28 protein-coding genes are annotated in these 25,319 nt (G+C 58.0%); 13 read left to right on the plus strand and 15 right to left on the minus strand.

The features are described 5' to 3' along the window. Window positions 1–12 precede the first annotated feature (12 nt). From psbU to csaB, 3 genes are all read left to right on the plus strand, one after another. Window positions 13–381 carry a photosystem II complex extrinsic protein PsbU gene (gene psbU / locus NW805_RS10210; protein WP_041436072.1) on the plus strand — a complete coding sequence of 123 codons (369 nt, stop codon included), beginning with the start codon at window positions 13–15 and terminating at the stop codon, window positions 379–381. Window positions 382–431: 50 nt separating this feature from the next. Further along, window positions 432–1,313, plus strand: coding sequence for an Rpn family recombination-promoting nuclease/putative transposase (locus tag NW805_RS10215; protein WP_414422418.1), 882 nt, complete (start codon window positions 432–434; stop codon window positions 1,311–1,313). A 190-nt stretch (window positions 1,314–1,503) separates the two neighbouring features. Continuing rightward, entirely contained in the window at window positions 1,504–2,589 is a 1,086-nt protein-coding gene (gene csaB / locus NW805_RS10220) for a polysaccharide pyruvyl transferase CsaB (protein WP_414422419.1), read from the plus strand. Window positions 2,590–2,744: 155 nt separating this feature from the next. Here the strand turns inward: csaB and NW805_RS10225 are convergent, their stop codons facing one another. Further along, a complete protein-coding gene (locus NW805_RS10225; protein WP_414416684.1) occupies window positions 2,745–3,899 on the minus strand; it encodes a homocysteine biosynthesis protein in 1,155 nt (384 codons plus the stop codon). Window positions 3,900–4,028: 129 nt separating this feature from the next. Between NW805_RS10225 and NW805_RS10230 the strand changes: the two genes are divergently transcribed. Beyond that, window positions 4,029–4,958, plus strand: a complete 930-nt coding sequence (locus tag NW805_RS10230) for an ABC transporter permease (RefSeq protein WP_414422420.1) — start codon at window positions 4,029–4,031, stop codon at window positions 4,956–4,958. An 11-nt stretch (window positions 4,959–4,969) separates the two neighbouring features. Beyond that, window positions 4,970–5,788: an ABC transporter permease gene (locus NW805_RS10235; RefSeq protein WP_414422421.1), complete on the plus strand. Its 819-nt coding sequence runs from the start codon at window positions 4,970–4,972 to the stop codon at window positions 5,786–5,788. Here NW805_RS10235 and cpdA read toward each other — a convergent pair. The 4 genes from cpdA to NW805_RS10255 all read right to left on the minus strand — a co-directional run bounded on the left by cpdA (window position 5,785) and on the right by NW805_RS10255 (window position 9,252). Further along, entirely contained in the window at window positions 5,785–6,579 is a 795-nt protein-coding gene (cpdA, locus tag NW805_RS10240) for a 3',5'-cyclic-AMP phosphodiesterase (RefSeq protein WP_011431802.1), read from the minus strand. The genes NW805_RS10235 and cpdA overlap by 4 nt on opposite strands. Before the next feature lie 330 nt (window positions 6,580–6,909). Next, on the minus strand, window positions 6,910–7,434 hold the full coding sequence (psbP, locus tag NW805_RS10245) for a photosystem II reaction center PsbP (RefSeq protein WP_414381637.1): 525 nt from the start codon (window positions 7,432–7,434) through the stop codon (window positions 6,910–6,912). 308 nt (window positions 7,435–7,742) lie between these two features. Further along, the gene (locus NW805_RS10250; RefSeq protein ID WP_414381640.1) at window positions 7,743–8,501 is read right to left on the minus strand and encodes a PspA/IM30 family protein; all 759 of its coding nucleotides are present in this window, start codon (window positions 8,499–8,501) and stop codon (window positions 7,743–7,745) included. Window positions 8,502–8,568: 67 nt separating this feature from the next. Beyond that, the gene (locus NW805_RS10255) at window positions 8,569–9,252 is read right to left on the minus strand and encodes a polysaccharide deacetylase family protein (protein WP_414350259.1); all 684 of its coding nucleotides are present in this window, start codon (window positions 9,250–9,252) and stop codon (window positions 8,569–8,571) included. 80 nt (window positions 9,253–9,332) lie between these two features. On the opposite strand from NW805_RS10255, the gene NW805_RS10260 reads away from it, so the two are divergent. The 3 genes from NW805_RS10260 (at window position 9,333) to grxC (ending at window position 12,740) form a co-directional block, all read left to right on the plus strand. After that, the gene (locus NW805_RS10260; RefSeq protein ID WP_414422422.1) at window positions 9,333–9,563 is read left to right on the plus strand and encodes a hypothetical protein; all 231 of its coding nucleotides are present in this window, start codon (window positions 9,333–9,335) and stop codon (window positions 9,561–9,563) included. Between the two features lie 28 nt (window positions 9,564–9,591). Continuing rightward, a complete protein-coding gene (polA, locus tag NW805_RS10265; protein ID WP_414422423.1) occupies window positions 9,592–12,387 on the plus strand; it encodes a DNA polymerase I in 2,796 nt (931 codons plus the stop codon). A gap of 92 nt (window positions 12,388–12,479) precedes the next feature. Further along, entirely contained in the window at window positions 12,480–12,740 is a 261-nt protein-coding gene (gene grxC, locus NW805_RS10270) for a glutaredoxin 3 (RefSeq protein WP_011431797.1), read from the plus strand. 19 nt (window positions 12,741–12,759) lie between these two features. On the opposite strand, the gene NW805_RS10275 is transcribed toward grxC, so the two are convergent. Both NW805_RS10275 and NW805_RS10280 read right to left on the minus strand, forming a co-directional pair. Next, the gene (locus NW805_RS10275; protein ID WP_414422424.1) at window positions 12,760–13,056 is read right to left on the minus strand and encodes a DUF2470 domain-containing protein; all 297 of its coding nucleotides are present in this window, start codon (window positions 13,054–13,056) and stop codon (window positions 12,760–12,762) included. Between the two features lie 205 nt (window positions 13,057–13,261). Next, complete coding sequence (locus NW805_RS10280) at window positions 13,262–13,933, minus strand: hypothetical protein (protein ID WP_414350264.1); 672 nt, start codon at window positions 13,931–13,933, stop codon at window positions 13,262–13,264. Between the two features lie 99 nt (window positions 13,934–14,032). On the opposite strand from NW805_RS10280, the gene NW805_RS10285 reads away from it, so the two are divergent. Next, window positions 14,033–14,461, plus strand: a complete 429-nt coding sequence (locus NW805_RS10285) for a hypothetical protein (RefSeq protein WP_414422425.1) — start codon at window positions 14,033–14,035, stop codon at window positions 14,459–14,461. A 69-nt stretch (window positions 14,462–14,530) separates the two neighbouring features. Here NW805_RS10285 and ispG read toward each other — a convergent pair whose 3' ends face one another. Genes ispG through NW805_RS10300 form a run of 3 tightly spaced genes read right to left on the minus strand, consistent with a single transcriptional unit; the run spans window position 14,531 to window position 17,192 of the window. After that, window positions 14,531–15,760 carry a (E)-4-hydroxy-3-methylbut-2-enyl-diphosphate synthase gene (gene ispG, locus NW805_RS10290; protein ID WP_414355422.1) on the minus strand — a complete coding sequence of 410 codons (1,230 nt, stop codon included), beginning with the start codon at window positions 15,758–15,760 and terminating at the stop codon, window positions 14,531–14,533. Between the two features lie 49 nt (window positions 15,761–15,809). Further along, window positions 15,810–16,631, minus strand: coding sequence for an MOSC domain-containing protein (locus NW805_RS10295; RefSeq protein ID WP_414422426.1), 822 nt, complete (start codon window positions 16,629–16,631; stop codon window positions 15,810–15,812). A 45-nt stretch (window positions 16,632–16,676) separates the two neighbouring features. Beyond that, on the minus strand, window positions 16,677–17,192 hold the full coding sequence (locus tag NW805_RS10300; protein WP_011431791.1) for a bifunctional nuclease family protein: 516 nt from the start codon (window positions 17,190–17,192) through the stop codon (window positions 16,677–16,679). Between NW805_RS10300 and NW805_RS10305 the strand changes: the two genes are divergently transcribed. Then, the gene (locus NW805_RS10305) at window positions 17,191–18,039 is read left to right on the plus strand and encodes a cobalt-precorrin-6A reductase (RefSeq protein WP_414422427.1); all 849 of its coding nucleotides are present in this window, start codon (window positions 17,191–17,193) and stop codon (window positions 18,037–18,039) included. The two genes, NW805_RS10300 and NW805_RS10305, sit on opposite strands and share 2 nt — an antisense overlap. A 25-nt stretch (window positions 18,040–18,064) precedes the next feature. On the opposite strand, the gene NW805_RS10310 is transcribed toward NW805_RS10305, so the two are convergent. Further along, window positions 18,065–18,421, minus strand: a complete 357-nt coding sequence (locus NW805_RS10310) for a single-stranded DNA-binding protein (protein WP_414381665.1) — start codon at window positions 18,419–18,421, stop codon at window positions 18,065–18,067. A gap of 336 nt (window positions 18,422–18,757) precedes the next feature. Here NW805_RS10310 and NW805_RS10315 point away from each other — a divergent pair, with 336 nt between their 5' ends. Both NW805_RS10315 and scpB read left to right on the plus strand, forming a co-directional pair. Then, window positions 18,758–20,914, plus strand: coding sequence for an NAD(P)H-quinone oxidoreductase subunit 5 (locus NW805_RS10315; RefSeq protein ID WP_414422428.1), 2,157 nt, complete (start codon window positions 18,758–18,760; stop codon window positions 20,912–20,914). Window positions 20,915–21,078: 164 nt separating this feature from the next. Then, window positions 21,079–21,576: an SMC-Scp complex subunit ScpB gene (gene scpB, locus NW805_RS10320; protein ID WP_414374371.1), complete on the plus strand. Its 498-nt coding sequence runs from the start codon at window positions 21,079–21,081 to the stop codon at window positions 21,574–21,576. 102 nt (window positions 21,577–21,678) lie between these two features. Here scpB and NW805_RS10325 read toward each other — a convergent pair whose 3' ends face one another. The 3 genes from NW805_RS10325 to NW805_RS10335 form a co-directional block, all read right to left on the minus strand. Further along, a complete protein-coding gene (locus tag NW805_RS10325; protein ID WP_414422429.1) occupies window positions 21,679–22,329 on the minus strand; it encodes a peroxiredoxin in 651 nt (216 codons plus the stop codon). A gap of 144 nt (window positions 22,330–22,473) precedes the next feature. Beyond that, complete coding sequence (locus NW805_RS10330) at window positions 22,474–23,355, minus strand: alpha/beta hydrolase (protein WP_414422430.1); 882 nt, start codon at window positions 23,353–23,355, stop codon at window positions 22,474–22,476. Between the two features lie 231 nt (window positions 23,356–23,586). Next, window positions 23,587–24,174, minus strand: coding sequence for a lysostaphin resistance A-like protein (locus NW805_RS10335; RefSeq protein ID WP_414422431.1), 588 nt, complete (start codon window positions 24,172–24,174; stop codon window positions 23,587–23,589). Window positions 24,175–24,666: 492 nt separating this feature from the next. On the opposite strand from NW805_RS10335, the gene NW805_RS10340 reads away from it, so the two are divergent. Further along, window positions 24,667–24,795 (plus strand): hypothetical protein, encoded by a 129-nt coding sequence (locus NW805_RS10340; protein WP_414422432.1) that lies wholly within the window; start codon window positions 24,667–24,669, stop codon window positions 24,793–24,795. A gap of 18 nt (window positions 24,796–24,813) precedes the next feature. Here the strand turns inward: NW805_RS10340 and NW805_RS10345 are convergent. Next, window positions 24,814–25,319: RNA-guided endonuclease InsQ/TnpB family protein (locus NW805_RS10345; RefSeq protein WP_414422433.1), on the minus strand; the 506-nt coding region annotated here is incomplete at its 5' end.

The following is a 25,319-nucleotide window of genomic DNA, read 5'->3' on the forward strand; positions in this document are numbered from 1 at the left end:
AGAAGTGATGCTATGCGCTGGCTGCTGTCCATCTTGGTTCGTGTGGTGTTAGTGCTCTGTCTGTGCTTCGCTCCTTTGGGGATCCCTGTTGTGGCCAGGGCCGCAGAGCTTCCCCCGGTAAAGCACTTGGACACTCCGATTGACGTGAACAACACCATCTTGCGCAACTACCGCCAACTGCCCGGCTTCTATCCCACCCTAGCTCGCATCCTGGTGAAAAATGCCCCCTACAAGAGCCTGGAAGACATGTTGCAGATCTCAGGCCTGACAGAGCAGCAAAAGGCCCTGATCAAAGCCAACGCCGAGAACTTCGTGTTTGGCGAGTATCAGGAAGGGGCTAACCAACTGGAAAACCGCATCAACCAAGGGTACTACGGCTGATCTCGGCAGAGGAGCCATCGGGAGAATCGGCTTTTTGGGAAAGGGATCCTGTGGCCTACGATAACGTCTGCAAGTACTTGGTGGAATGGTTCCCCGAGTCTTTTGTCCGGTGGCTACTGGGATCCCCTGTTTCCTTGGCTCAGCTACAGCCGACGGAGCTGTCCACCGAGCCCATCCGAGCGGACTCTCTTATCCTGCTGCGGGCCCAAAACTTAATTTTGCATCTGGAGTTTCAAACCGACCCGGATCCCGATATCCCCTTCCGCATGGCCGACTATTGCCTGCGCCTGTTCCGTCGCTATCCCGACCAGGAGGTGCAGCAGATTGTCATCTACCTAAGAAAAACCCAGTCAGAACGGGTGTACCAGACTTCTTTTCAACGGGGATCCCTGTCCCATCGCTTTGAGGTCTTGCGCCTGTGGGAACAAGATCCAGAGGTGCTATCCCGATACCCAGGCCTCTTGCCCTTGGCGGTACTGGCAGAGCCGGACAATCCAGAACCCCGTCTGCGGCAGGTGGCCAGAGCCATAGCTGAGATGGAGGATCCCAAGCTGCGGCAGGAGTTGAAAGCGGCCACTGCCGTCTTAGCAGGATTAACATGGACGCCAGAGGAAATCAGCAGGGTTCTGGGAGGTTTGGCTGTGCGGGAATCGACCATCTATCAGATGTGGCGAGCAGAAGCCCTCAAAGAAGGGCGAGAGGAGGGCCTGAAACAAGGCCTAGAGCAAGGTTTGCAACAAGGTCTGCAACAAGAGGCTGCTCGACTGACCTTGAGTCAACTGCAGCGCAAGCTGGGGCCCCTGCCGGAAGACCTCTCTGAGACCATCCGCCGCCTGCCCACCGAGCAATTGGAGGGGTTGGCAGAGGCTCTGCTGGACTTTCAGACGCTGGCCGACCTGACCCAGTGGCTAGAGGAGCTGGCATCTGCCTAGGTTTTGCTGTCACGGCCTTTTCCCAATTTTTGTCGGCATCTCTCTCCTGGGAGGAGCTCTGCCATGGTGGCGGTCTGGATTCCCAGAGAAAGCAGTAGATTGAACTGAGTTCTCGATAAACCGGGCTGAATGCAACCCAACCTTGACCTCAGCAGGATCCCAGCGCGACTTTCCTGAGCGAGCCGGTTCTATGCAAGGGCCTCGGGTTTTGATCTGCGGCTACCATGGCTACGGAAATGCTGGCGACGAAGCCCTGTTGCTGGCTCTCTTACGACAGCTAGAGCAGTTGCCCGACCCTGTGCAGCCGGTGGTGCTCTCCCCTTGCCCTGCCGAAACGGCTGCCACCTATGGGGTGCTGGCCTGCCCCCGCTTTGACGGCTGGGCTTTGCAGCGCTGTCTGGCCCAGGCCCAGGCTTTCATCTGGGGTGGAGGTGGCCTGCTGCAGGATCGCACCAGTTGGCGCAGCCCTCTCTACTACCTGGGGGTGATGGGCCTAGCCCAGCGCTGGGGACTGAAGACCCTTGCCTGGGCCCAGGGGATCGGGCCGCTGCAGCGGGGGTGGATTCGCGCACTAGCCCGTCGCTCGTTGGCAGGTTGCACGGCCATCAGTGTGCGGGATGGGGTTGCCTCCCAATGGCTGCAAGAGTGGGGGATCCCTCACCAGGTGGCTCCGGATCCCGTCTGGAGTTTGCCGTCCAAAACCTTGCCGGAATGGGAAACGTGGCCTCAGCCCCGCATTGCTGTGGTCTTGCGTCCGCATCCGCAACTGACTGGAGCCTGTCTAGAAGCTTTGAGCCAGGGTTTACAGCGTCTCCAGGCTTCCACGGGGGCATACCTTCTCTTCGTGCCCTTTCAGCTGGCTCCTCCCGGATCCCCTGACCTTGGGCCAGACTACCACTTGGCTCAGCAGCTTCAGCAGCGCCTACCCCACCGTAGCCAAGTGCTGGAAATTCGGGATCCCTGTCTATTGAAAGGAGTCTTTCGGGGTGTCAGGCTGGCGATCACCATGCGCTACCACGGATTGGTGATGGCGGCGGCAGAGGGCTGCGCCTGTTTTGGTCTCAGCTACGATCCCAAGGTGAAAACGCTGCTCCAGGAATTGGGCATGCCTGGCTGGGATCTGCAGGAGATGCCCACCGATCCTGAAGCCTTACACCAAGCTTGGCTGGCCTGCTACTCAGAGGGCCTAGCTCTCAGCCCTACCCAAGCTGACCTGTGGGCGAGGCAATCGGCTCAGCACGCTCAGTTGTTGAGACAGCACCTGAAGTGGGGTTGATGGGGTTGCCTGGAGAAGTTGCTGCCAGGGCGAATTCCGGTAGCGGTTCTTCTGGAGAGCCGCTTTACCCCAAAAGTAGGGAGGCACGGTGTCCCCGAACCAAAGCGCTGCGTGCATCCGCTTGAGGAGGCCCCCAATTCATTGAGGGGAGGACGTCACCTGAGAGGGTTTTGGGGGAGAAACTCCCGATCCAGGGGCAGGGGGGCGACAGGTTGGGTGAGGGTAAATTGGCCGCTTTCTATCCATTGCTTGAGGATTTCGGCAATTTGCATGGAGCGGCGCAGGCTGGCCAGGGGAGCGGTGCGAACCTTGCGGCCATTGAGGGTGATCTGGCCGGATTTGAGCTGGGCATAGCTCACCAAGCCAAAGGTGGGCCGCACCCGGCGGGGAATGGAAAAGTCGATCACGGGGGCAACCAACTCCTCATCCCGAATGGCAATGGCCTCCAAATCCGCAGGAGCAAGGATGGGGATGGGGATCCCGACCCCCAACATCAAGCTGGGACCGTAGTTGCGGAAGTAGCAGCCCCTCACCCATTCCGCCTGCATTTGCTTGGCATCCCCAATCAGGGCTAGAGTGGCCGCCGGGCCGATGGGAGTTTGGTTGGGCAATCGCTTTTGCAGCGGAAAGTGTTGGGTGCCCTCCCAGGCGACGTAGCCGATGCCGCCTCCCAAAAAGATGCGGCTGCCGATCCCCACCCGCCGCAACAGGGGATCGTTCAACAAGGGGGATAGCTCTCCCGGGTTGGAATAGACGGCATTGCCCAGATGCGGTTCCAACAGACCCAAGTAGGTGTACAAAGGCCGATCCCCGCCGTTCACCCCGACGATGAAGTTTTGGTAGGCATTGCGGGGGTTGAACAGGTAAAACTGGTTGAGCTGATCCCGAGTCAGGGTGGTCTCGTAGTCGGCGCGGGGGTAACAATCGGTCACTTGGCCGATGGCCCGCAAATGGACGCGCTTGCCCGCCACCAGGTCGGCAATGACATGGCCGCCCCCATAGGCTTGATCCGCTTGCTCGCTGGGTTGGGCTGCCCCCAGGTAAAGATCCACCGCGCCAAATCCGGCATAGGCCGGTACCCCGTTCAGCCAAGCTTGGCGAATCTTGATGGGCGGATCCGTATGGCCCAGGTTCACAATGGCTCCTGAAGACTCCATTGGCTCAAAGGTGCCGGTGGTGATCACATCCACCTGCTCAAAGGCTTCCTGGATCCCCAAGGTGGCCAGCTTGGCTTTGGCTTCCAGGGCCGTCCACACCCGCGCCTGGCCTTTGGCAATGCGTTGGTTAATCTGGTCTAGGGTTCTCTCCATGGGATGTAAAGATCGCAATGGTTGGTCGCGTTGGCGGTGTGGAGCACTAGGCAGTCTTGATCGCTTGATCGTCGAGGGATCCGCTCCCATCTTGAATTCTCTCGTGAGGCAGCTCTTGGGACTGGCTCAATGAATAGCTTAAATGGACGGGGATCTGGGCCGGTGGGGCTTAAGGGGATCCGGCAGTATGGGCCGCTTTTGCCGGCGTTGGGGTTGGTGGGCCTGCTCTACGGCGGGGGGCTGCTGCTGGCTCTGGCCCAGAGTGTGGGCCTCTACGGCCTGGGCGAGAGGGGGTTTACCCTGCAGGGGTATGGGGAGCTGCTGCGGGATGCGGAAGTCGGGGGATCCCTGTTGCTCAGCCTCAGAATCGCTCTGTTGGCAACGGGGTTGGCGCTGCTTTTGGGGCTGGGGCTGGCGCTGCTGTTGCGGGGGGTGGGGGGGTGGGCCATCTGGCTTGGCCAGTTGACGCTGCCGATTCCTCATTTGGTGGGGGTGGCAGGGATGCTGCTGCTGCTGGGGCCCAGCGGTTGGCTGGCGCGGCTGGCCTTCCAACTGGGCTGGATTGCCTCGGATCAGGATTTTCCCTTGTGGGTGAACGACCGCGGCTATGTGGGGGTGTTGCTCTATTGGCTTTGGAAGGAGATCCCCTTTGCCGCTCTGGTGGCGCTGACGCTGCTGCGCGGGATGGGATCCGAGCTGGAGCAACAGGCTCGGCTGCTGGGGGCTTCTGCCGCCCAGACGTTTTGGTATGTAACGCTGCCCTTGCTGAGGCCGGGGCTGCTGGCCACCGGGATTCTCATCTTCGGCTTTGTCTTCAGCGCCTTTGAGGTTCCCTTGCTCTTAGGGCCCACCTACCCGCGCACCTTGCCCGTTCTGATCTATCAGCGCTTCACCCACATCAACCTGGAGCAGCGGCAGCAGGCGGTGGCGCTGGGGGTGATCCTGTTGGTCATCTCGGCAGCGGTGGTCAGTTGGATGGCAGGGCTGTTTGCGGCCAGGGGATCCCTTTGGCAACCGCCGGTCGCCTCAGCAGGACGGAGTCCTTGGAGAAGGCCGTGAAAGGACGCCACATGCACAGATGGATTGGGGGATCCCTGCTCCGCCTTGGGGTGGCCGGAGTGGCCCTCCTTTGGGCTTTGCCCTTTGGGGTGCTGGCTCTTTGGGCCTTCACGCGGGCCTGGTATTTTCCCGATGCCCTGCCGCAGGCATGGAGCATAGCCGGTTGGCAGCAACTGCTGAGCTGGGGATCCCAGTTCCGGGCAGCCTTCGGCCAGAGCTTGCAAATTGCCCTGTTTACCACCCTGCTGGCCTTGGGGGTGGGGATCCCGGCGGGACGAGTTTTGGGCACCCGTCCCGTGCCTGCCTGGCTGCGCCTGCTGCTGCTATTGCCCATCATCACCTCTCCTTTGGCCGTATTGATGGGCATCCAAGGGGTGCTGATTCGCCTGCGGCTGGACAGTACCCTGCTGGCGGTGGTTTTGGTGCATCTGATCCCCACCATTCCCTACATGGCTCTGGTGATGGGCAGTGTGTTCGCCCGTTTCGACCGCGGCTACGAGGCGCAGGCCCGCTGTTTGGGGGCGGATCCCTGGCAAGTGTGGTGGCAGGTGACGTTGCCCCTCATTGCCCCTGGGGCAGCCATTGGGGCGGTATTTGCCTTTTTGATCTCTTGGAACGAATTTTTGCTCACCTTCTTTGTCGGCGGTGGGCGGGTTCTCACGCTGCCGATGCTGCTCTACAGCCTTTTGCAAGGGGGAAACAATACCCTGGTGGCTGCAGTGGCCTTCCTGTCGCTGCTGCCGGGGTGGTTGGCCTTGCTGGGGGCCAGCGTCTGTTTGGGGCAGGCCATCGGGCTACCCCCCACAGAGGTTCAAGAGGGGGAGAGCTAATATCCCTTCAGGGCCAGGTTGGGCCGTTGCAGAGCAGCTCCCACCCGTTGAACCTGAGTTTTGAAGCTGCCATCTCGCTCCAACCATATCTGCCTCAGGGCAGGGGGAATTACCTCCAGGCCAAACTGGGGGCTCTTGGGACGAAATTGCACACAGGTTGAGGGACAAGCCAGGTAATCAACCCCCTCCCGCCGGCGGTGCAGGTCTTGGTGAATATGGCCGAATACAACGAGGCGGATGTGGTCGAACTCGTCCAGAACCCCAAACAACCGCTCCGGCTGCTGCAGGGCACTTTGATCCAGCCAGGCAGAATCCACCGAAAAAGGGGGATGGTGCAGGGCCAACAAAACATGGTGTTGGGCGGCTTTGCTCCGCTGCAATTCCTGTCTCAGCCACAGCAGCGTGCGCTCCGTCAGGTAACCGCTATCTTTGCCGGGCACGAGGGAGTTCAACAAAATAAAGCTCCAATTTTCCCGGCTGAAGCTCTTGTCCCCAAATAGCCGCTCGGCATGAAGCTCTTGGTTCATGGTGTGCAGGCGATCGTGGTTGCCTGCCAACCAGTAAGTATCGATGGGGAGAGCCTGCAAATGGGCTCTCAAACGGGCGTAAGATGCCGCACTGCCATCTTGAGAGAGATCTCCGGTAAGCAGCAGCAGATCCGGCAAGGGATCCAGAGCGGCAATGGCCTTTTGCACCTGCAGGAAAGAGGCTTCCGTGTCCACCCCCAGCAGCCGGTGATGGGGCTTGGCAAACAGATGCAGGTCGCTGATCTGAACCACGTATACGGTCATAGAGCAGGCCCAAGAGGGTGGGATCCCATCTCCGCAGGTTCAAAACACTACCGTTTTACGTTTTAACACCAGATGGCCCGGCTGGAACCAGTAGGTAGGGTCATTTCGATTCAAGCTAGGACACTGCACCCACACCCAAAACGTTGGTCGCGTCTTCGCGTCAGCGTTGCGGAGCAATAATCCCCAGAACCACAAGGCTTTTCTCAGTAGCCCAGGCGTCTCGCCCCCAACCTAAAATGACCATAACTCAGCCCTAAAGGGCTCAACCTTAACCTACCCAAGTCCGTCAACCCGGTTCAATCCCTTGAGAAAATCCTCTCAGGAAAAGCTTTAGGAAACATTCAGAGAGCGGCCCACGTTCCTAAAGGCAGCTTGCACCTGAGGCCAGCGGGATTCCTGGGTAGAGGCCGTCAGCGTATAGAGGCGATGGTGCCGAACGGTTACCGTCACCACCTCATGACGAAGCTGGGATCCCATATCGGTTTGGTATTCCAGCAGGTAATAGGGGTGCTCCTGCCGCTCAAAGGCTTCGGCAGCCAACAGCTTGGCCGAGCGACCGGATCCCTCAGGAGCAATGATCTTCTCCGCCACCAACTGCCCCACCTCATCCGGGCTGCCCAAATCGGCAATCGTCTCCCCCTTGTCAAACGGGGCGATCATCAGGCTGACGTTCTCGGTCTCGTACACCAGGTCGCGCAGGAGAACCACTGGCCCTTTTCCCGGCCCAAGATTGACCGCCACCATGCCATTGGGGTAGGCAAAAGCAAAGGCTCCGCTGGGATCCCTGTAGGCCCGTAGGTTAGAGCCTGCGGAACAGGCACCGACCACCAAGCTGAGGCAGACACAGAGCAGCAACAGCGCTCTAGACAGCCACGGGCTGGTTGCGTAAGTGGGCCACAGGCCTGATCGGGCAGAATGCGCGCCTCGTGCTGCTGACATTGCTGGGATCCTCTCCTCAGATGGGTTGCCTATTGTTCCTTTATCATCCTAGTACGAGCGCGCCAGCTCTAACCCCTTGGCCTGGGTGCCGGGCGTGCTCAGGCCTGAGTATCCAGCCCAGTTGGCCGGACTGCGCCCACGGAAAACTCCGGCTCAGCAGCGTGGTCGCCGATGTCGGCTGAGACTGAAAACAGGGGATCCTACCGGCCTAAAAGCAACTGCCGCTATTGAGGGAGCCGCTTCTCGAAATCCAGATCCGGTAGCGGCAGGTTGGCCTGGGCACCTCCTTGGCCGGTGAGCATTGCCAAGCGGCGGGAGATTTCATCGTCCATGGCCATTTCATCCAATTGGGCAGCAATCTGCTCGCTGCGATCTTCCGAGAGCTCGCTCATGGCTCGGGATCTGAGCTGGCGAGCCTGGATAGCATTCTTTGCCGCCTCAAATTGGGACTTGGCCGAGTCGATGTTGTAGGAATTGTTGATGCGGGTCATCTGCTCCAGAGCTTGGTTCACCTCGTTGATGTCTTTGAGGTTGCTCAGCTCGCTCTTGTAAGCGGCCAATCGCTCTTTCTCGCGGGCCAGCTTTTGCTTGGCGGCGTTGACGTAGCGCTCGGCAGTTTCCACGTTCTCCTTAAGGGGGCCGAGAATGGCCTCAATTTGCAGCGCTTGGGACATAGCCAGGCGGGCAGCCTCTTGATCGCCCCGTTGGGCGGCCAGGCGAGCTTTGTTCTCCAGGGCCTGGTACTCCCGCACCTTTTGCATGTACTTCTGCTCAGCCCGCTGATAGGCGGCTACTTGGGTGGCAACGGCTTCCGTGAGACGCTGAACCGTCTCCTGCATCGTGCGTAGGGATTCTTCCGCCACCATCACCGCCTCTGTGCCACCTTTCTCCACCGGGATCCCCCACAGCCAGTTCCAAGTTCCGACGATGACGCTGCCGGCCCGTTGCCCAAAAATGCCGTAGATGATCTTGCGTGCGCCCATGGCTTGACCCTCCTGCCTACGCGTGCTTCTACTGTATTTAATTTATTTCTCCCCAACTGGAAAGATCTCAGGGATCCGGCAAGTGGACAAATTCAAATCCCCGCTTCTTCAAAGTTGGGATCAACTGCCGCGTTACCTCAACCACTTGGGCTCCTCCTTGTACCCCATCGTGCAGCACGATTAAGGAGCCAGGCCGCACCTGGGCCAGCACCCGCTCCACTACCACCGATACCGGTGGGATCAGCCAATCCTCAGGCACCACGCTCCACATCACCGGACAAAAGCCCCAACGGCGCAAATCCGCAAGCGTCTGCGGCCAAAACAAGCCATTGGGCGGGCGCACAGCCCGATAATCGTCAGGGATCCCGCCACAGGCAGCCACGAGGGTGGTTTGGCTGCGCTTCAGGCTCTGATAAAGCTCTCCAGGGGCAAGCTCGGTAAAAGGGCGATGCTGCCAGCCGTGAAGGCCAATGCGGTGGCCTTGTTGGCGGATCTGACGGGCCAGGTGGGGCCAGCGCTGCACCCGTTCTCCCAACACAAAAAACGTGGCCGGCACCTGAAAATCCATCAAAACCTGCAACAAAGCAGGGGTGTACTCAGGGTGAGGGCCATCGTCAAAGGTCAGAGCCACCCGCTGGGTATGGGGATCTGCCGGCAACTCCCACAGGCCGTCGGGAAAGAGGGTCTTGAGGCCCCAATGCAGGGGTGGGTAGAGAGATGGAGGCAGGATTTGCTGAGAAGAGAAGAGCATTGTGGCGGGCTGTATTTTGTCCAGAACCAGAGGGCAATGCTTTGGGTGATCAACTGGGTAACAAATTTAGGTATTGCCGATTGAGCCAACCAATTGAAAAAATGGGCATGAGCATTGTAGCCCGCAAAACGGAAATCAGGGTTGGCGGGCCCGTCGGTGGGCTTTTGGATCTCGTCCTAGCCAGTTGTGATTACAGATTGTGCCTACAGATTGTGATTACAGAAGTTGCCATTGGGTGTCGGCAGCAGCCCGCCGCTCGAGTTCTTGAGACGGATGTGGGATCCCTTCTGCCCATAGCCCAGATCCGATAGGCTAGATTCACCCTCAAGGTATCAGCTGATGGCTTGGCAAACTCCAACACTGCTGCTGGTGGATGGTCACTCTCTGGCCTATCGCTCCTTCTACGCCTTTGCCTACAGCCGCGAGGGGGGGTTGCGCACTTCCACTGGGATCCCCACCAGCGTCAGCTTTGGCTTTTTGAAATCGCTGTTAGAAGTCTTGGACAAATACACTCCTACCCATGTAGCCGTTGCCTTTGATACACGGCAGCCCACTTTTCGCCACGAGGCCGACGAAACCTACAAATCAGGCCGCCCGGAAACGCCGCCGGAGTTTATCGAAGATGTGGAGAACCTGAAGCAGGTGTTGACGGCACTACGCATCCCGATTTTGGTGGTGCCTGGTTTTGAAGCCGATGACATTTTGGGCACCCTCAGTAGGCTAGCCCCCCAAGATTACCGAGTGCAGATCTTAAGTGGCGATCAAGATCTGTTCCAGTTGATCGATACCGATGGAAGAGTTCGGGTTTTGCACCTCAACAGCAAAGATCGCATCAGCGAGTTTGGCCCCGAACAAGTGAAAGAAAAATTGGGCATCTGGCCTTGGCAGGTGGTGGATTATAAGGCCCTCTGTGGTGACCCTTCTGACAACATTCCCGGGGTGAAAGGGATCGGCCCCAAGCGAGCTGTGGAGCTGCTGGAGCGCTACGGCAGTTTGGATGAAATTTTCGACCACCTGGACGAGATCCAAGGAAAAGTCCAGCAATACCTCAAAGAAGGGATCCCGGCGGCCCATCACTCGCAATTTATGGCTCGGATCAAATGCGACGTTCCTCTTTCTCCCGACTGGGAGAGCATGAAATTAACCGGGTTTGATCAAGCAGAATTGCTGCCGCTGCTGGAAAAATTGGAGTTTCACAGCTTCATCGCCCAAGTGCGCAAAATACAAACGGCTTTGGGGGGGATCCCAACCGAGGCAGAGGTGGTTGGCGCTTTTAATCCCACCGGGGATCCCGCAAACGCTCCTGACGAAGCCCTGTGGTTTGATTTTGCCCTCGATCCCGTCCCTTCTCTGCCGGCGGTGCGCATCATCGATACGCCGGAACAACTGGAGCTTTTGCGGCAAGAGTTGCTGGCCTGCCCAGGGATTGTAGCTTGGGATACTGAAACCACCAGTCTAGATCCACGGGATGCCCAATTGGTGGGGATCGGCTGTTGTTGGTCAGAGGGAGATATCGCCTACTTGCCCATCGGCCACCGCCAGGGATCCAACCTGGATTGGGAGCTGGTTAAACAAAGCCTGCAACCCCTTTGGGAAGATCCCAACCGACCCAAAAGCCTACAAAACTGTAAGTACGACCTGAGCATTTTCCGCGCCCACGGGATCCGCCTGCAAGGGATCCAGTTTGATCCCATGTTGGCCAGCTACGTTTTGGATCCAGAAGCCAGCCACAACTTGGCCGATTTGGCAGCTACCCATTTGGGTTTGCCAACCACCAGCTACAAAAAGTTGCTGGGCAAGGAACAGTCCATTGCCGATATCCCGATTTCCAAAGTTGCAGAATACTGTGGAACCGACGCCTATTGTGCCTATCGTCTGGTGCCAATCCTCACCGAAAAGCTGCAGAAAACCGATCCACGCCTGTGGGATCTTTTTATTCAAGTCGAGCTGCCCTTGGCCCAAGTTCTGGAAGAAATGGAGTGGATCGGCATTCGCGTTGATACCGAGTTTCTGAGGCAATTTTCCCAAGAGCTGGAACAAGAGCTGCAAAGTTTGGAGCAGAAAGCCTATGCCCAGGCTGGAGAAACCTTTAACCTCAATTCTCCCAAGCAACTGGGATCCCTGCTCTTTGAAAAGCTGAAATTGGACATTCGCAAAACCCGCAAAACGGCTACTGGCTATTCCACTGACGCCTCAGTTTTAGAAAAGCTAGAGGGGGATCATCCTCTCATCGAAACCATCGTGCAATACCGCACCTTGGCCAAGCTGAAATCGACCTATGTGGATGCTCTGCCTGCCCTGGTAAGAAGCGATACCGGCAGAGTCCACACCGACTTTAACCAAACCGTTACTGCCACCGGCAGGCTCAGCTCCTCAAACCCCAACTTGCAAAATATTCCCATTCGCACCGAGTTCAGTCGCCGGATTCGACAAGCTTTTATTCCCCAAGAGGGATGGCTATTGGCGGCAGCAGATTACTCTCAAATTGAGCTGCGCATTTTGGCCCACCTCAGCCAAGAACCTGCCTTGCTGGAAGGCTTTCGCTCAGGGGAAGATGTGCATACCCTGACCGCCCGCCTGCTCCTGGAAAAACAGGAAATAACCAGCGAAGAACGCCGCCTGGCCAAAACGATCAACTATGGGGTGATCTATGGCATGGGAGCGCAGCGCTTTGCCCGCACTGCGGGGGTTTCTTTGTCGGAAGCCAAGCAATTTTTACAGCGATTTAACGAGCGCTACGCCGGCATTTTTGCCTATCTGCGCTCCACTGAAGCCTTTGTGGAAAAGCATGGCTATGTAGAAACGATCTTGGGTCGCCGTCGCTATTTTCCCAATTTGTCTCGTCTGACAGGCCATCGCAAACAAGCGGAATTGCGGGCAGCTGTGAATGCTCCCATTCAGGGATCCGCCTCGGACATTATCAAAGTAGCAATGGTGCGCCTGCGGCAAAAGCTGCAGAACTTTCGTTCCCGCTTGCTCCTGCAAGTGCATGATGAGCTGGTGTTTGAGGTGGATCCCTCGGAATGGCAGGCCCTAAAACCGCTGATCCAAAGGGAAATGGAAGGAGCAGTGCCCCTCTCCATACCGCTGGTGGTGGATATCCAAATTGGCCACAATTGGAAGGAAGCCAACTAGACCATGGGAGGCAGAAAACCCCAGGTTTGCAAGGAAAGGGATCCCGGCTCCGTGAAAATGTTAAGCTATGTAAAAGCGTTTGTTGTTTTCTTATGACTGTTGAGATTTACACCTGGCGTTTTTGTCCCTTTTGCATCCGGGCTAAGCAACTGCTGGATCGCAAAGGCGTGAAGTATATCGAGTACGCCATCGATGGAGACGAGGCAGCACGGGCGGAAATGGCCAAGCGGGCCAACGGCCGCCGTTCGGTGCCGCAAATTTTCATCAACGACCAGCATATCGGCGGCTGCGACGATCTTTACGCGCTAGAGGCTCGCGGCCAGTTGGATCTGCTCCTACAGCAGGCCAGCTAAGCCTCAACTGTATCTCTCATCACTTTGTAGCCTGTTTAACTTGAGCGCGAGCCTGCTTCACCATGGCAATTAAGGTTTGATGGGCGTCCTCGGAGTCCCGCAGGGGGTGGTCGAAGCGGATCCGCAGCGTTTGTACGGCCCCGTCGACCTGCACCTGCAAGTCCATCCCTTCTGGGTCGATAGCCTGCATGCGGGCTTGGGTAACTCCTTCCACCTGGCCAAAGACCCTGGCGTAAAGGGCTATCGCATCGGCATGATCTTCGTTCATGTGCTTGCAGATGCGCTCGCTAACTTGGGGGGTGAGAGGATCGCCCATGGCAGTTGTTTTTAGCTTACAGCCCTCAGTTTAAAGCTCCCGCCAGTCCACAGTAAACTACCCAACCCTACCCCTGGCCAGTACAATAATGCGGCTAACCCAGCGTTAAAAGCGGCGCTCCCGGATAGGCAGCCGTTTAGGTTTCAGAATAAAAAGGCAGGGATCCCTTCCCCTCCATCCCAGAGAACACCAGGGATCCAGGGGATCAAGCTTGTCCTTGGGCCTGTAGCTCCAACAGCTCATCTGCCATATCCAAAAAAGCCTCCCGATCCAGATAGGAGACATCTCCCACCCACTCCCCCAGCTTGACCACATAGACCTCGCTCAAGGTGGGCCGGCGCTGCAAATCGCGGGAATAGGCTTTCACCAACCCGAGCACCGATTGCTTTTTGACAATTCGCCTGTAGCGGGGATCGTCCTTGGCCCGCACACGATAGACGACTCCGGTCTCATCGCCAATTTCCATCTCAAACTGGCGCTCCCGCACCTCTTCAATGTAGAAGTTGCCCTCTTCATCCAGCTTTTCTCGCTCTTCCACCACCACCTCGTAGCGGCGAGTGCGCAACACCTGCCCAAAAAACAATCCCCCATAGGGAATCTCGCGAAAGGCTAGCTGACGGCGGGAGATGGTATAGAGCGGCCCCCACAGGAAGGGATAGAGCAACGAGAGAATCCCGACCAGGAAGGCGATTGCCCCCAGAAAGGATCCCTCGCCGAAAGCGCGAGAGAGAACCAGCAACGCCACACCCACCAAAATGGCCGTGATGATGCGGCCCGTGCTCTTGAGGGCATCGCTCCAGTAAGCCGCATACTGAAGGCGCGTTGGCACCACCGGAATCACCGATTCGCATTCTTCTGGGGTTAGCTCCAACAACATGCTCCAAGGATCCTCGCAATGCCACACTCCATCTGCAACCCTGGTGAGGGCGGGCCAGACCTTATCTTAAAATGAGGCAGGGCTGCTTCGCCGCCGGGCTTGTCTGCTGCCAGTTCTTGCACACTTCCCATTTCCATGCTGACAGGATCCCATTGCTCCTCGACTGGCCAGGCCATCAGACAGCAGGTGGCCCAATTGGACGAGGGATCCCGTCGAGACAAGGCTTGGCTGGGGGATGCGGTGTTAAGCTTGTTTGCCCGGCAGTGGCTGCTTGGCCCACCTCAAGACTGGCAAGTGCCCTCCCCGCCCAGTTGTGACCTGAATCGCGCAGAACTCTTCACTTGGCTGACCTCCAACCAATTTTTGTCGGCCTTCAGGGATCCCACGCAGGTTGAGGCGGAAATCGGCCTGGTTTACGAAAAAGAAGGTCTACAAGCAGCGTTTGAATATATCCAGGCGCACCTGCTGCCTCTGTTTGTAAGGCAGGTGAACAACCGCGCCAAAGCTCTGCGTGGCAAACGCCACTAGCCAGTTTCTGAGCGAAGCAAGAGCGCGGCAGGATGGCTGGGCAGGTCGCCTCTTGAGGGGGAAGCAGAGTTAATGGGAAGAAGGGGGATCCACCCAGCGCCCATCGGCTTTGATCAGATCGATCAGCGCCTGCACGCCTTCCGATTCCGGCACCCTTTTCACTTCCTCTTTGCCGCGGTAGAGAGAGATCACCCCCGGCGTCTTGCCCACGTAGCCGTAGTCGGCGTCGGCCATCTCTCCCGGCCCATTGACAATGCAGCCCATCACGGCAATGTCCAACCCCACCAGATGCTGAGTTGCGGCGCGCACCTTCTGCAGCACCTCCTCCAAATTGAAGAGGGTGCGGCCACAAGAAGGGCAGGCCACATACTCCACCATGGTTTTGCGCAGGTTCAGAGCTTGCAAAATGCCGTAGGCCACCGGGATCTCCTTTTCCGGCGCTTCCGTAAGAGAAACCCGAATCGTGTCGCCGATCCCTTCAGCCAAGAGGGTTCCGATCCCCACCGCCGACTTGATGCGGCCATATTCCCCGTCTCCGGCCTCGGTGACGCCCAAGTGGAAGGGATAGTTTAGGCCCAGGGCATCGAAGCGACGGGCTGCCAGCCGGTAGGCCGCCAACATGACCTGCGGGCGGGAGGCCTTGAAGGAAAGCACCACATTGTGAAAGTCTTGCTCGGCGCAAATTTGGGCAAATTCCAGGGCCGACTCCACCATGCCCTCAGGCGTATCCCCGTAGGTGAAGAGCATCCGCTCTGCCAGGGATCCATGATTGACCCCAATGCGCAGGGCTTTGTTCTGGGCTTTGAGGGTCTGGACAAGGGGGGTGAAGGTTTCCCGGATTTTGTTACGAATGGCCTCAAATTCCGCCTGGGTATATTCTGTGCGACCGGGCTGAGGTTTTTCAAAGATGAACAACCCCGGATTGATGCGCACCTTGTCCACGTATTTGGCCACCTCCAGGGCGATCTTGATGCCGTTGTGATGGACATCGGCTACCAAAGGCACCGGCTTGTAGGTTTGGATCAGCTTCTCCCGAATTGCCTCCATCGCCTTGGCATGGGCCATGCTGGGAACGGTAACCCGCACAATCTCTGAGCCTGCCTCGTGCAGACGGCGGATCCCGGCCACTGCTGCGTCGACGTCGAGGGTGTCCTCGTTGATCATGGACTGTACCACCACCGGGTGCTGGCTGCCGATCAACACATCAGCTACGGCCACCGTGCGGGTGGGGCGACGGGGATAGACCGGTTCTGGGTAGGGCTGCTGGGGGGGGGCGTTGGGCCGATCCAGGGTTTGCATAGCTTGGTCAAGCCAAAAGAGCTGCTCTAGCTTGATTGTAGGTCGGAAACTAACCTGGGATTCGACTCAGCTCAGGGTAGAGGCTGAGGGGTTCAACCCCGAGGATTTCGACGGGATCCCCAACCCTCAGGTGCTTGCCCGCCTCCGTTCTCGGGATCCACGTATTGATCCCAAGGCGATAGAAATGGTCAAAGCGGCTGGCTTCGGCCCAGGGTGGCAAGGTTTTCTGCCGTTGCGCTACGAAGTGCTTTTGAAAACCGGGATAGGCCTCTCCGCTCAGGGGATCCCGGGTGGGCACCACACAGCGGGCGCAGGGGTTGAGGCCCAGCAGCTCCACTTCCCCAATGCGAAAGCGCACCCCTTGATCTGCGCGGGCAAAGAGACGATCCTCCCAAAAGGCAGAGCAATCCGACAGCTCGATATTCATGCGAAAGCGCTGCCGAACCGCTTCCAGGGTCAAGTTGGGGAACCAACCGGCCACCGTCTCCAGAGTGGCTGTGCTGATCAGGGTGGGGCCGTCGGCATAGGGATCGTCTGGAAATCCCCTGACAGGATCCTCGAGCAGTTGCACCGGAAAGCCCAACCAGTGGCTGAGCCAAGTTTGTAAAGCATCCCGCTGCTGCTGCAGGTCAAACTGGGCCGTCTTGCCATCCCCCCACAACTGCACCTGGCCCAACTGGGGATCAAACCGGGCCCGCAGGCGGTGGACCGCAGCATGGCGCTTGCCGTTCACCCGCTTCCCCTCCGCATCCAAGAGGGCGTAGCGGCGATCCCCTTCCAAAGTTCCCCCCGCCGTCAGCCTCACCTCAGACAAAGAGATCCCATCCAGGGACTTGATGGGATAGACCGTTAACCTGGCAACCTGGGGCATGGCCTGTCTGCCGGGATCCCTGGGGGTGGGATCCGCCTTAGCTGCTTAACTGTCGGCTTCGGTGGGATGGTCGGTCATGGGGTAGCTGCGGATAAAGTCTCTGGGGGTTACATTTTCTACAAACTTGCGAAAGGCCTCCCGCTCCGCCTCGTCGGCATCCTGGTTCATGGGGATCGAGGCTTCCGCAATGACCTCTTCCACCGTCCAGATGGGAACATGGGCCCGCAGAGCGAGGGCAATGGCGTCGCTGGGGCGGCAGTCGATCTCTTGTTTTTTGTCACCATTCACGGTGACGAGCACCGCGTAGAAGGTGTTATCCAGCAACGCGTGAATGATGACTCGCTCCAGCTTGATCCCCCACGTCTTCCAGGAGTTGAGGATGAGATCATGGGTCATGGGGCGCAGTGGCTTTTGGTCGTCCAGGGCCTGCAAAATGGCGTTGGCCTCTGCTTTTCCCACCCAAATCGGCAGGGCACGACGCTCACTGCCATCGCGCAGGATGACAATGGGGTTTTGGTTGACGGCATCGACCGCAATCCCAGCCACATGCATCTCGATCATGAGCAATTGCCTCCAGCCGGTGATCTTGATCGTATCTACGGGCGTCAAAGTTTGGCAACACACCATGAGCTCAGTTGGTAGTCCAGTTGAAGTGGCTTTGATCGGGGGCACCAGCGAGAGCCGCAGCTTGGCCGACGCCCTCAGCCGGCAGGGGATCCCTTGGGTGGCAACCGTCACCACCGAAGGGGCCAGAAGACTGTATCAGGATTTGCCTGGTCAGGTGGTGGTCACCCGATTTTCGCCGCCATCTCTGGAACAATTCCTGCAAGAGTGCCGGATCCGCGTAGTGGTGGATGCCTCTCATCCTTTTGCCCAGCAAATCTCGCAACTGGCCATCCAGGTGACGGCTCAACTGAGGATCCCCTACCTGCGCTACGAACGCCCTCCTCTGGAGCTGGATCCCTGGGTCCAGGTGGCACCGGATTGGCAGGGGGTGCTCACAGATGCGGTGCTGGCAGGGCGGCGGGTGCTGTTGACGGTGGGAGTGAAGGTGCTGCCCCTGTTTGTGCCTTGGCAAGATCGCTGCCAACTGTGGGCACGGGTGCTGCCGGAATCGGTTTCCCAGGCGGTGCAAACGGGGATCCCTGCCGAGCGGGTGATTGGGATGCGCTTACCCCTCAGCTTGGAGCAGGAACTACAGCTTTGGCAACAGCTCAGCCCTCAGGTGGTGATCAGCAAAGCCTCTGGGGAAGCAGGCGGGCTGGGGATCAAGCAGGCGGTGGCCAAAACCCTGGGGATCCCTCTGTGGGTGATCCGCCGACCCCCCTTGGACTATCCCTGGTGCAGCCAGGATTTGACAGAGGTGGTGCAGGAATGCAGGCGATGCTTGGGCAGAGCCAAACCTTGAGGTTGCCCGGCTCCGGCCAGACAAGTCAAAACGGCTCTTCGGGGGGCAGGTTGGCGTCGCGGTCTTGACGGGATCCCAGCAATTCCAGCCGATCCACAGCGATGATGGGTCTCTGGCGCTCTTCTCCGGTGGATTTGTCTGTCCAGCGATCAAACTTCAGTCTGCCCGTTACTCCGATAAGACTGCCTTTGCGCACATACTCTCCCGCCACCTCGGCAGTGCGGTCCCACAACTCTAGGCTGAACCAATCGGGCTTGTCTTCCCCTTTGCGGAATCGGTTGACCGCCAAGCTAAAAGTACAGACCACCTTGCCCGACTCAAAGTAGCGCACCTCCGGATCCATGCCGGCTCGCCCCACCAAGGTCACCAGGTTCAAGCTCATGGGCAGCTTCTCCAGACCGCTGAGAGATCTAGCCTTTGTTGTAGCGTTGGCAAGGGATCCCTGTCATCTTTTGGCCTGCGACCGTCGGCTTCGGCTCAGAGCCGATTCTTTAGGATATTTACAGATTTAGCTGCGGGGATCCCGATTGATCTCTGGGAAAAGCCTCTGCTGTGATGGACTTGATGCTCGGGATCCGGATCCGCACTCTGTCGCAAAAGTTTACAATGGCAGAAGCAGTTGAGCAAATGCCAGCCCACCAGACACTCCCACCGGCCAATTGCAGGGCTAGCAGAGCAGGTTCGTTGCTGTGAGAGGACGCATTCGGAAGCATTTCCCATGGAATTCATCTACACATACGCCTGGTTGATCCCCGTCTATCCTTTGGTGGCAGCCTTTCTCCTCGGCTTAGGTATCCTGATGTTCAACGCCTGGACAAGGGCCAACCGCTCTTTGGCTGCCTTTTTGAGCGTGTTCGCGACCGGGACGGCGATGGTTCATGCCTTTGCCCTTTTGGTCAGCCAGGTGCAAGGGCACGAAACCGTCCTCAGAACCATCACCTGGGCCCAGGCGGGATCCTTCTCGGTGGACATGGGCTTTGTCGTGGATCACCTGAGCGCCATGATGCTGGTGGTGGTGACCACGGTGGCCTTTCTGGTGCAAATCTACTCCGACGGCTACATGGCCCACGATCCCGGCTATGTGCGTTTCTACGCCTACCTGAGCTTATTTAGCTCCTCGATGCTGGGCTTGGTGGTCAGCCCCAACCTGGTGCAGATCTACATCTTCTGGGAGCTGGTGGGGATGTGCTCCTACCTGCTCATTGGCTTTTGGCACGACCGGCAGGCGGCGGCAGAAGCAGCGCAAAAGGCGTTTGTGGTCAACCGGGTGGGAGATTTCGGCCTGCTGTTGGGCATTTTGGGCTTTTACTGGATTTCCGGCACCTTCGCGTTCAACGAGATCGGGCGCAACTTGCAGGAGATGTTGGCTGCCGGAGCGGTGAGCAGCAGCTTAATTGCCCTGTTTGCGGTGTTGGTGTTCTTGGGGCCGGTGGCCAAGTCGGCCCAGTTCCCGCTGCATGTGTGGTTGCCGGATGCCATGGAGGGCCCCACGCCCATTTCCGCTCTCATCCACGCAGCCACGATGGTGGCGGCTGGGGTATTCCTCTTGGCCCGCATGTTCCCGGTGCTGGAAGGGATCCCGGTGGCTATGGACATCATTGCCTGGACGGGGGCGGGCACAGCCTTCTTGGGGGCCACCATTGCCATCACCCAAAACGACATCAAAAAAGGCTTGGCCTACTCCACCATTTCCCAACTGGGCTACATGGTCATGGCTATGGGATGTGGGGCCTATGGGGCGGGCCTGTTTCACCTGATGACCCACGCCTACTTTAAGGCGATGCTCTTTTTGTGCTCTGGCTCAGTTATCCACGGCATGGAAGCGGTGGTCGGCCATGACCCGGTTTTGGCCCAAGACATGCGCCTGATGGGGGGGTTGCGCAAATACATGCCGGTTACGGCCATCACGTTTTTGATCGGCACGTTGGCCATTTGTGGGATCCCGCCTTTCGCCGGCTTTTGGTCTAAGGATGAGATCTTGGGCGCTGTTTTTGAACGGAACCCAGCTTTGTGGGGGGTGGGCTTCCTCACCGCCGGCATCACTGCCTTCTACATGTTTCGCATCTATTTCCTCACCTTTGAAGGGGAGTTTCGCGGCACCAACCTGAGACTGCGGCAGGAGGTGGCTGTCAGCGCGGGTCGTCCTGTGCCGGCTTTTGCCTATGTTTTCGCGGGGAAACAGCCGGCCTTTGGCCCCGGAGCCATGAACATTCAAGAAAAACCCCAGCCCAGCAGCCATCCTGAAGCTCAGGAAAACCTACACGATGGGCATGGCCACGCCTCAGAGCCCCATGAGTCCCCTTGGTCGATGACCTTCCCGCTGTTGGCTCTGGCCATCCCTTCTGTGCTGATTGGCCTGGTGGGCACCCCTTTTGCCAACTTCTTTGAAGCTTTCATCCACCCGCCGGCTGAGTCTGTGGCGGAGGCAGGCTCGATTTTGCCGCTGGTGGCAGCAGAGTGGCAGGAGGTGCTGGCGGGCCATTTCGATTGGGCAGAGTTTCTGATCATGGCGGGTAGCTCCGTGGGCATTGGGCTGATCGGCATCACTTTGGCCAGCTTGATCTACTGGCAAAAGCGCATCGACCCGGGCACCTTCCCCCAAAGCCTGCAACCGCTCTACTACTTCTCCCTCAACAAGTGGTACATCGACGATCTCTATGAGCGAGTCTTTGTGCAGGGCACCCGCTTCGTGGCACGGGAGGCGCTGGAGGTGGACAGCCGCATTGTGGATGGTGTGGTCAACCTGACGGGCTTGGTGACCATGGTGAGCGGCGAGGCGATGAAATACCTGGAGAGCGGCAAGGCCCAGTTTTACGCTTTGATTATCTTTGCAGCGGTGGTGGTGATGGTGGTGGCCTCGGGGGTGGGATTCTAGCCTGAGGGCAAGGCTGCTCGCTCGGCCAAAGGATCCCTCAGCCTAGAACTGCTGCTATGCTACGGAGCAAGTTGAGCGGATCCCTTGTTGCAATGGCCCCGCGTTCTCTTAAGTCGATTTCGCATCCCTTGTTGGCGGAAAGGCAAGGTCAGAGGGAGCGTGTCTTGGCCCTGAAAAATCAGATCGAAGCGATCCTCTACTTAAAAGGGCAGCCCCTGGAGCTATCCGCCCTGGCCCAGTTGGCCCATTGCAGTCGCGACGAAGCCTACGATGCGCTGCTGGAATTAATGGAAGACTATGCCCATCGCGATTCTGCCCTGGAAGTCCTACAGGTGGGGGAAGGGTTTGCCCTGCAGTTGCGGGAGCCGTTTTTGGAGCTGGCCAACCAGCTTTTACCCCCTGAAATTGGGGTGGGTGCTACCCGTACCCTGGCTACAATCATTCTGCGTGGCCCCCTCTCGCAAGCCGATTTGGTGGAGTTGCGCGGCCAAGGTGCTTATCAGCACGTGGCAGAGTTGGTGGAAAAAGGCTTTGTGACCCGCTATCGCAAAGAAGGCTGCCGTTCCCCTTGGTTGCGCGTGACGGATAAATTTCATCGCTACTTCACAGTAGATGAGCTGGCCAAAAAAGCAGCAGAGGCAGCCTCCTTCCCCGAACAGTAAAAAGGATCCCCGATAAGGGGATCCAGACCAAAAGGATCCCAGCTTTACCCGACGAAGGGATCCCTTCTCAAGCGCCCGTCAAAGTTGGTGTTCGGGCTTTTACTACTTATTAGGCTGAGGGGTGACCCGCAAATAGGGCTTAATTTCCTTGTAGCCTTTTGGGAACTTCTCTTTCAGCACTTCCGGATCTTTCAGCGAAGGCGGAATGATGACATCGTCACCGTCTTTCCAGTCGGCGGGAGTGACGACATTGTACTTATCCGTCAGCTGTAGGGCATCGATCACCCGTAGGAGCTCGTCGAAGTTGCGGCCCGTGCTGGCTGGGTAGGTGAGAATGAGGCGGATCTTCTTATTGGGATCAATAACGAACACCGAGCGCACCGTCAGGGGCAGCCCTTCTTGATTGAGGTTGGTTTGATCCAACATGTCGTAGAGCTGAGAGACCTTGCGGTCTGCATCTGCCAAAATGGGATAGGTCAAAGTGGCGTTCTGGGTTTCCTCGATGTCTTTTACCCAGCCGACGTGGGAGTCCACATCGTCCACACTGAGGGCGATCACCTTCACACCCCGCTTTTCAAATTCGGGCATCAGCTTCGCAACAGTGCCTAGCTCTGTGGTGCAGACCGGCGTGTAATCGGCGGGGTGAGAGAACAACACCACCCAGCTATCCCCGGCCCAAGAGTAGAAATCGATTTCGCCGTGGGTAGACTTTTGCGTGAAATTGGGAGCAGTATCGCCAAGTCGGAGAGACATACGCTCTTGATCCTCCGTAAAAGGGTTCAATCCGGTGAGACAGGGATCCGAATCCTTCAATCCGATCCCTCTTGATCTTGCCACATAAACACCGATTTTCCGAGCGGATTACAGGTGATTTTAAGATTGTCCTCACCTAAGCCGCTACTGAGGGAAGACGACATGGGGATCCACCAGCTCGGCCACGAATTGGTGCAGGATGGGGACATAGCGCTCTCCGGCCACTTCCAGCAAATTGTTGTGACCGGCCCCTTCGATAGGCACCAAGCGTTTGGGATCCCTCGCTGCTTGATAAAGGGTTTCAGCGTGCCAAAAGGGGATCAAACGATCATGTGTGCCGTGCAAAATCAGCAGCGGGCAATCGATCTTGGCAATGCGGCTGAGGTTATCGAAGCGATCGAAGGGCAGCAGCGGGATGCGGGTTAAGACGCGAAAGGCTGTGACGAAGGTGGATTCCAGGATCACGCCCCCCACCGGCTTTTGGGCTGCCAAATAAACCGATGGCCCACCCCCCACCGAGCGCCCATAAACCAAAATCTGCTCCGGCAGGATCCCCTGGGCAACCAGGTGAGCGTAAGCGGCCTCGATGTCTTTGTAAGCGCCGGCCTCGGAAGGAATCCCTTCGCTGGTGCCGTAGCCGCTGTAGTCGTAGGCCAAGACGCCAAACCCGGCCTGCTGCAGGCCCACCAAGCGGGGCAGGATATCCCCCAAGTCTTCGGCGTTGCCATGGCTGTAGAGGAGGGTGTAGGCAGCGGCGGGATTGGGCAAATGTACCGCTGAAATCTGTAGCCCATCAGAGGTCGTGAGCTTGAGAATGGCATCCCCATCTCGATAGCTGGCGGGACGAGGCAAAAAGATCATTCGCTCCGATTGAAACCAGCCCAGCCAGAGCAGGTAGCCGTACACCACCAGCCCGACGAGCAGCAAAGATCGCCCCACGCGCAGCCACGAGAAGGATCCCAAAACTGGAAATTGCAAGAGGTCTCGGATTGGCATTGACGAGAAGGCATCGACAAATACGGTCATTTCAATTCAAACCAGGACAATGCGCTCACACCCAAAACGTTGGTCGCGTCGTCGTGTCAGCATTGCGGAGCAATAATACATGCGACCAAAGGCTTTTCTCAATAGCCTAGGTATCTCACCCTAACCTGAAGCGACCATAAGTTACGGTCACCTCAATTTGGGGGACTTCCCTGAGGTTCTGCGCTGCTTACCGACCACCCTCAACTTCTTTCCCACAGGGGGAGAGGGCCTTCAGGGCTCCGCTTGAGAGAAAAAGCATTTCCAGGTGCAGACCCCAATCCAGTTGACAAGGGTGTGGGCGACAATGGTGACCAACAGGTTTCCCGACAGCCACAAGCCGATCCCCATGAGGATGCCGACCCCACCGGCCCAGACGGCATAAGGCCAGCCTTGCCATCCCAACCAATGCAAGACGCCAAACAAGAGGCCACTCAGGAGGATCCCGCCTGTCCACCCCAAGGGGCTGGCCACCAGCAGGGACATCAACACGCCGCGAAACAGCCATTCCTCGCTCCAGCCCGGCAGCAGGCCCACCCAAAAGACATCTCCCCACCGCAAGGGATCCGCCACCCAGTGTAAATAGGCAGTGGCTGCCCGACGATAGGCTGGCCAGAGCCGGTAAACCCCGCCGCTGAGCAGAGCCACCCCCAGTCCCAGCCCTGCCCCCCACGCCAAGGCTAGGGGATCCCAGCGAAACGGCACGGGAAAGGAGGATCCCAGCCCGATCCAGAGACCCACAATGAGAGCCGAAAACAGGGTGGTGATGCCCATTCCATTCAAGATCTGTTCGCGTGTGCAGGGCTGAATCTGGGAAGTCATGGAGGGGATCCCTAGGCTTCGAACTCCGGAGGGTTAACAGCAGCTGCTGTTTTTATCATCGTTTATCTCAGCGGTCCTAGGTTCACGGCAGGTTGACAGCAGCTACAGAGCGTCCCTCAAAACTGCCTCAGCTTGTAAGCCAGCATGGATATGAGCCTTGAGTGTGACCAAAGGGACTCAATCGCCCCCTTGCTCTGTCTTCTGAGCCTCTGTGTAGCGCTTGATAACCTCTCCGGAAACTTGCCCCGCTGTACCCGCGTAGTAGCTTGGGTTCTACAAATAACCACCCCAGAGCCTCTTTTTGAGTTCAGAATGTCTCCCAAAGAGAGCAGGAGCCGTGGAACTTTTAATACCTTGGCAACGACCGCCGGAGCCGCCTTGGGAGAAGCAGAAAGAAAAACGTGATTCAAGGCTTAGAGTAGAGAAGGGCTTCCAAGCTTTTACCCTCAGCCCGGCTATACCCCAAATACCCACACCCGAGATGGGTGCAAAGTGCTCCGCACCACGGACGCGACCGAGCGGCGCATTCACCAAGCCATTCAAAACGCGCAGGCTCGCTTCGACAGCGACAAGTTCGCCGACAAATTTGCCCAGCAACTGCGGGGAGAGCCGGGGAAGTAAACTACCCGGCTCCGACCGCTAAGCGGTACGGAGCGGGCTTTCAGTAGCCCTGAGCCTGCTCTGCTCTACCAGAGAACAAAACAAGCCCGGACCTCTAGGCTGGTTTACGGCAGCCCCCAAGAGCGCAATCACATTCGCACCATTCAAATCCGCATCCCCTTCCCATCCACAGTGCCCACACTTGAACGACTTGCCACTGCGGTAGGATTGCGCAGGGTCGGGATGGATGTGCAAACACCGGTGGCAGGTCTGCGACGTGTAGGCAGGCGGAACAAGAATCAGAGCAACCCCCGCACGCAGAGCCTTGTATTCCAGAAATTGACGTAGTTGGTAGAACGCCCAACTGTTGGTCCTACGCCGCTCGGCTTTGCTGCGTGGCTGTTGATTGACCCTTTCCCGGATCCCTGTCAGGTCTTCCAGGGCGATAGCGCTGTTGGTAGCTTTTGCCCTAGAGACAATAGCTTTGGAGATGCGATGATTGACCCACGTTTGAAAGCGTCTCTCCTTGCCAGACAGCCGTTGCA

This window comes from Synechococcus sp. W60.1, assembly GCF_047461575.1.
Classification (GTDB): domain Bacteria; phylum Cyanobacteriota; class Cyanobacteriia; order Thermostichales; family Thermostichaceae; genus Thermostichus.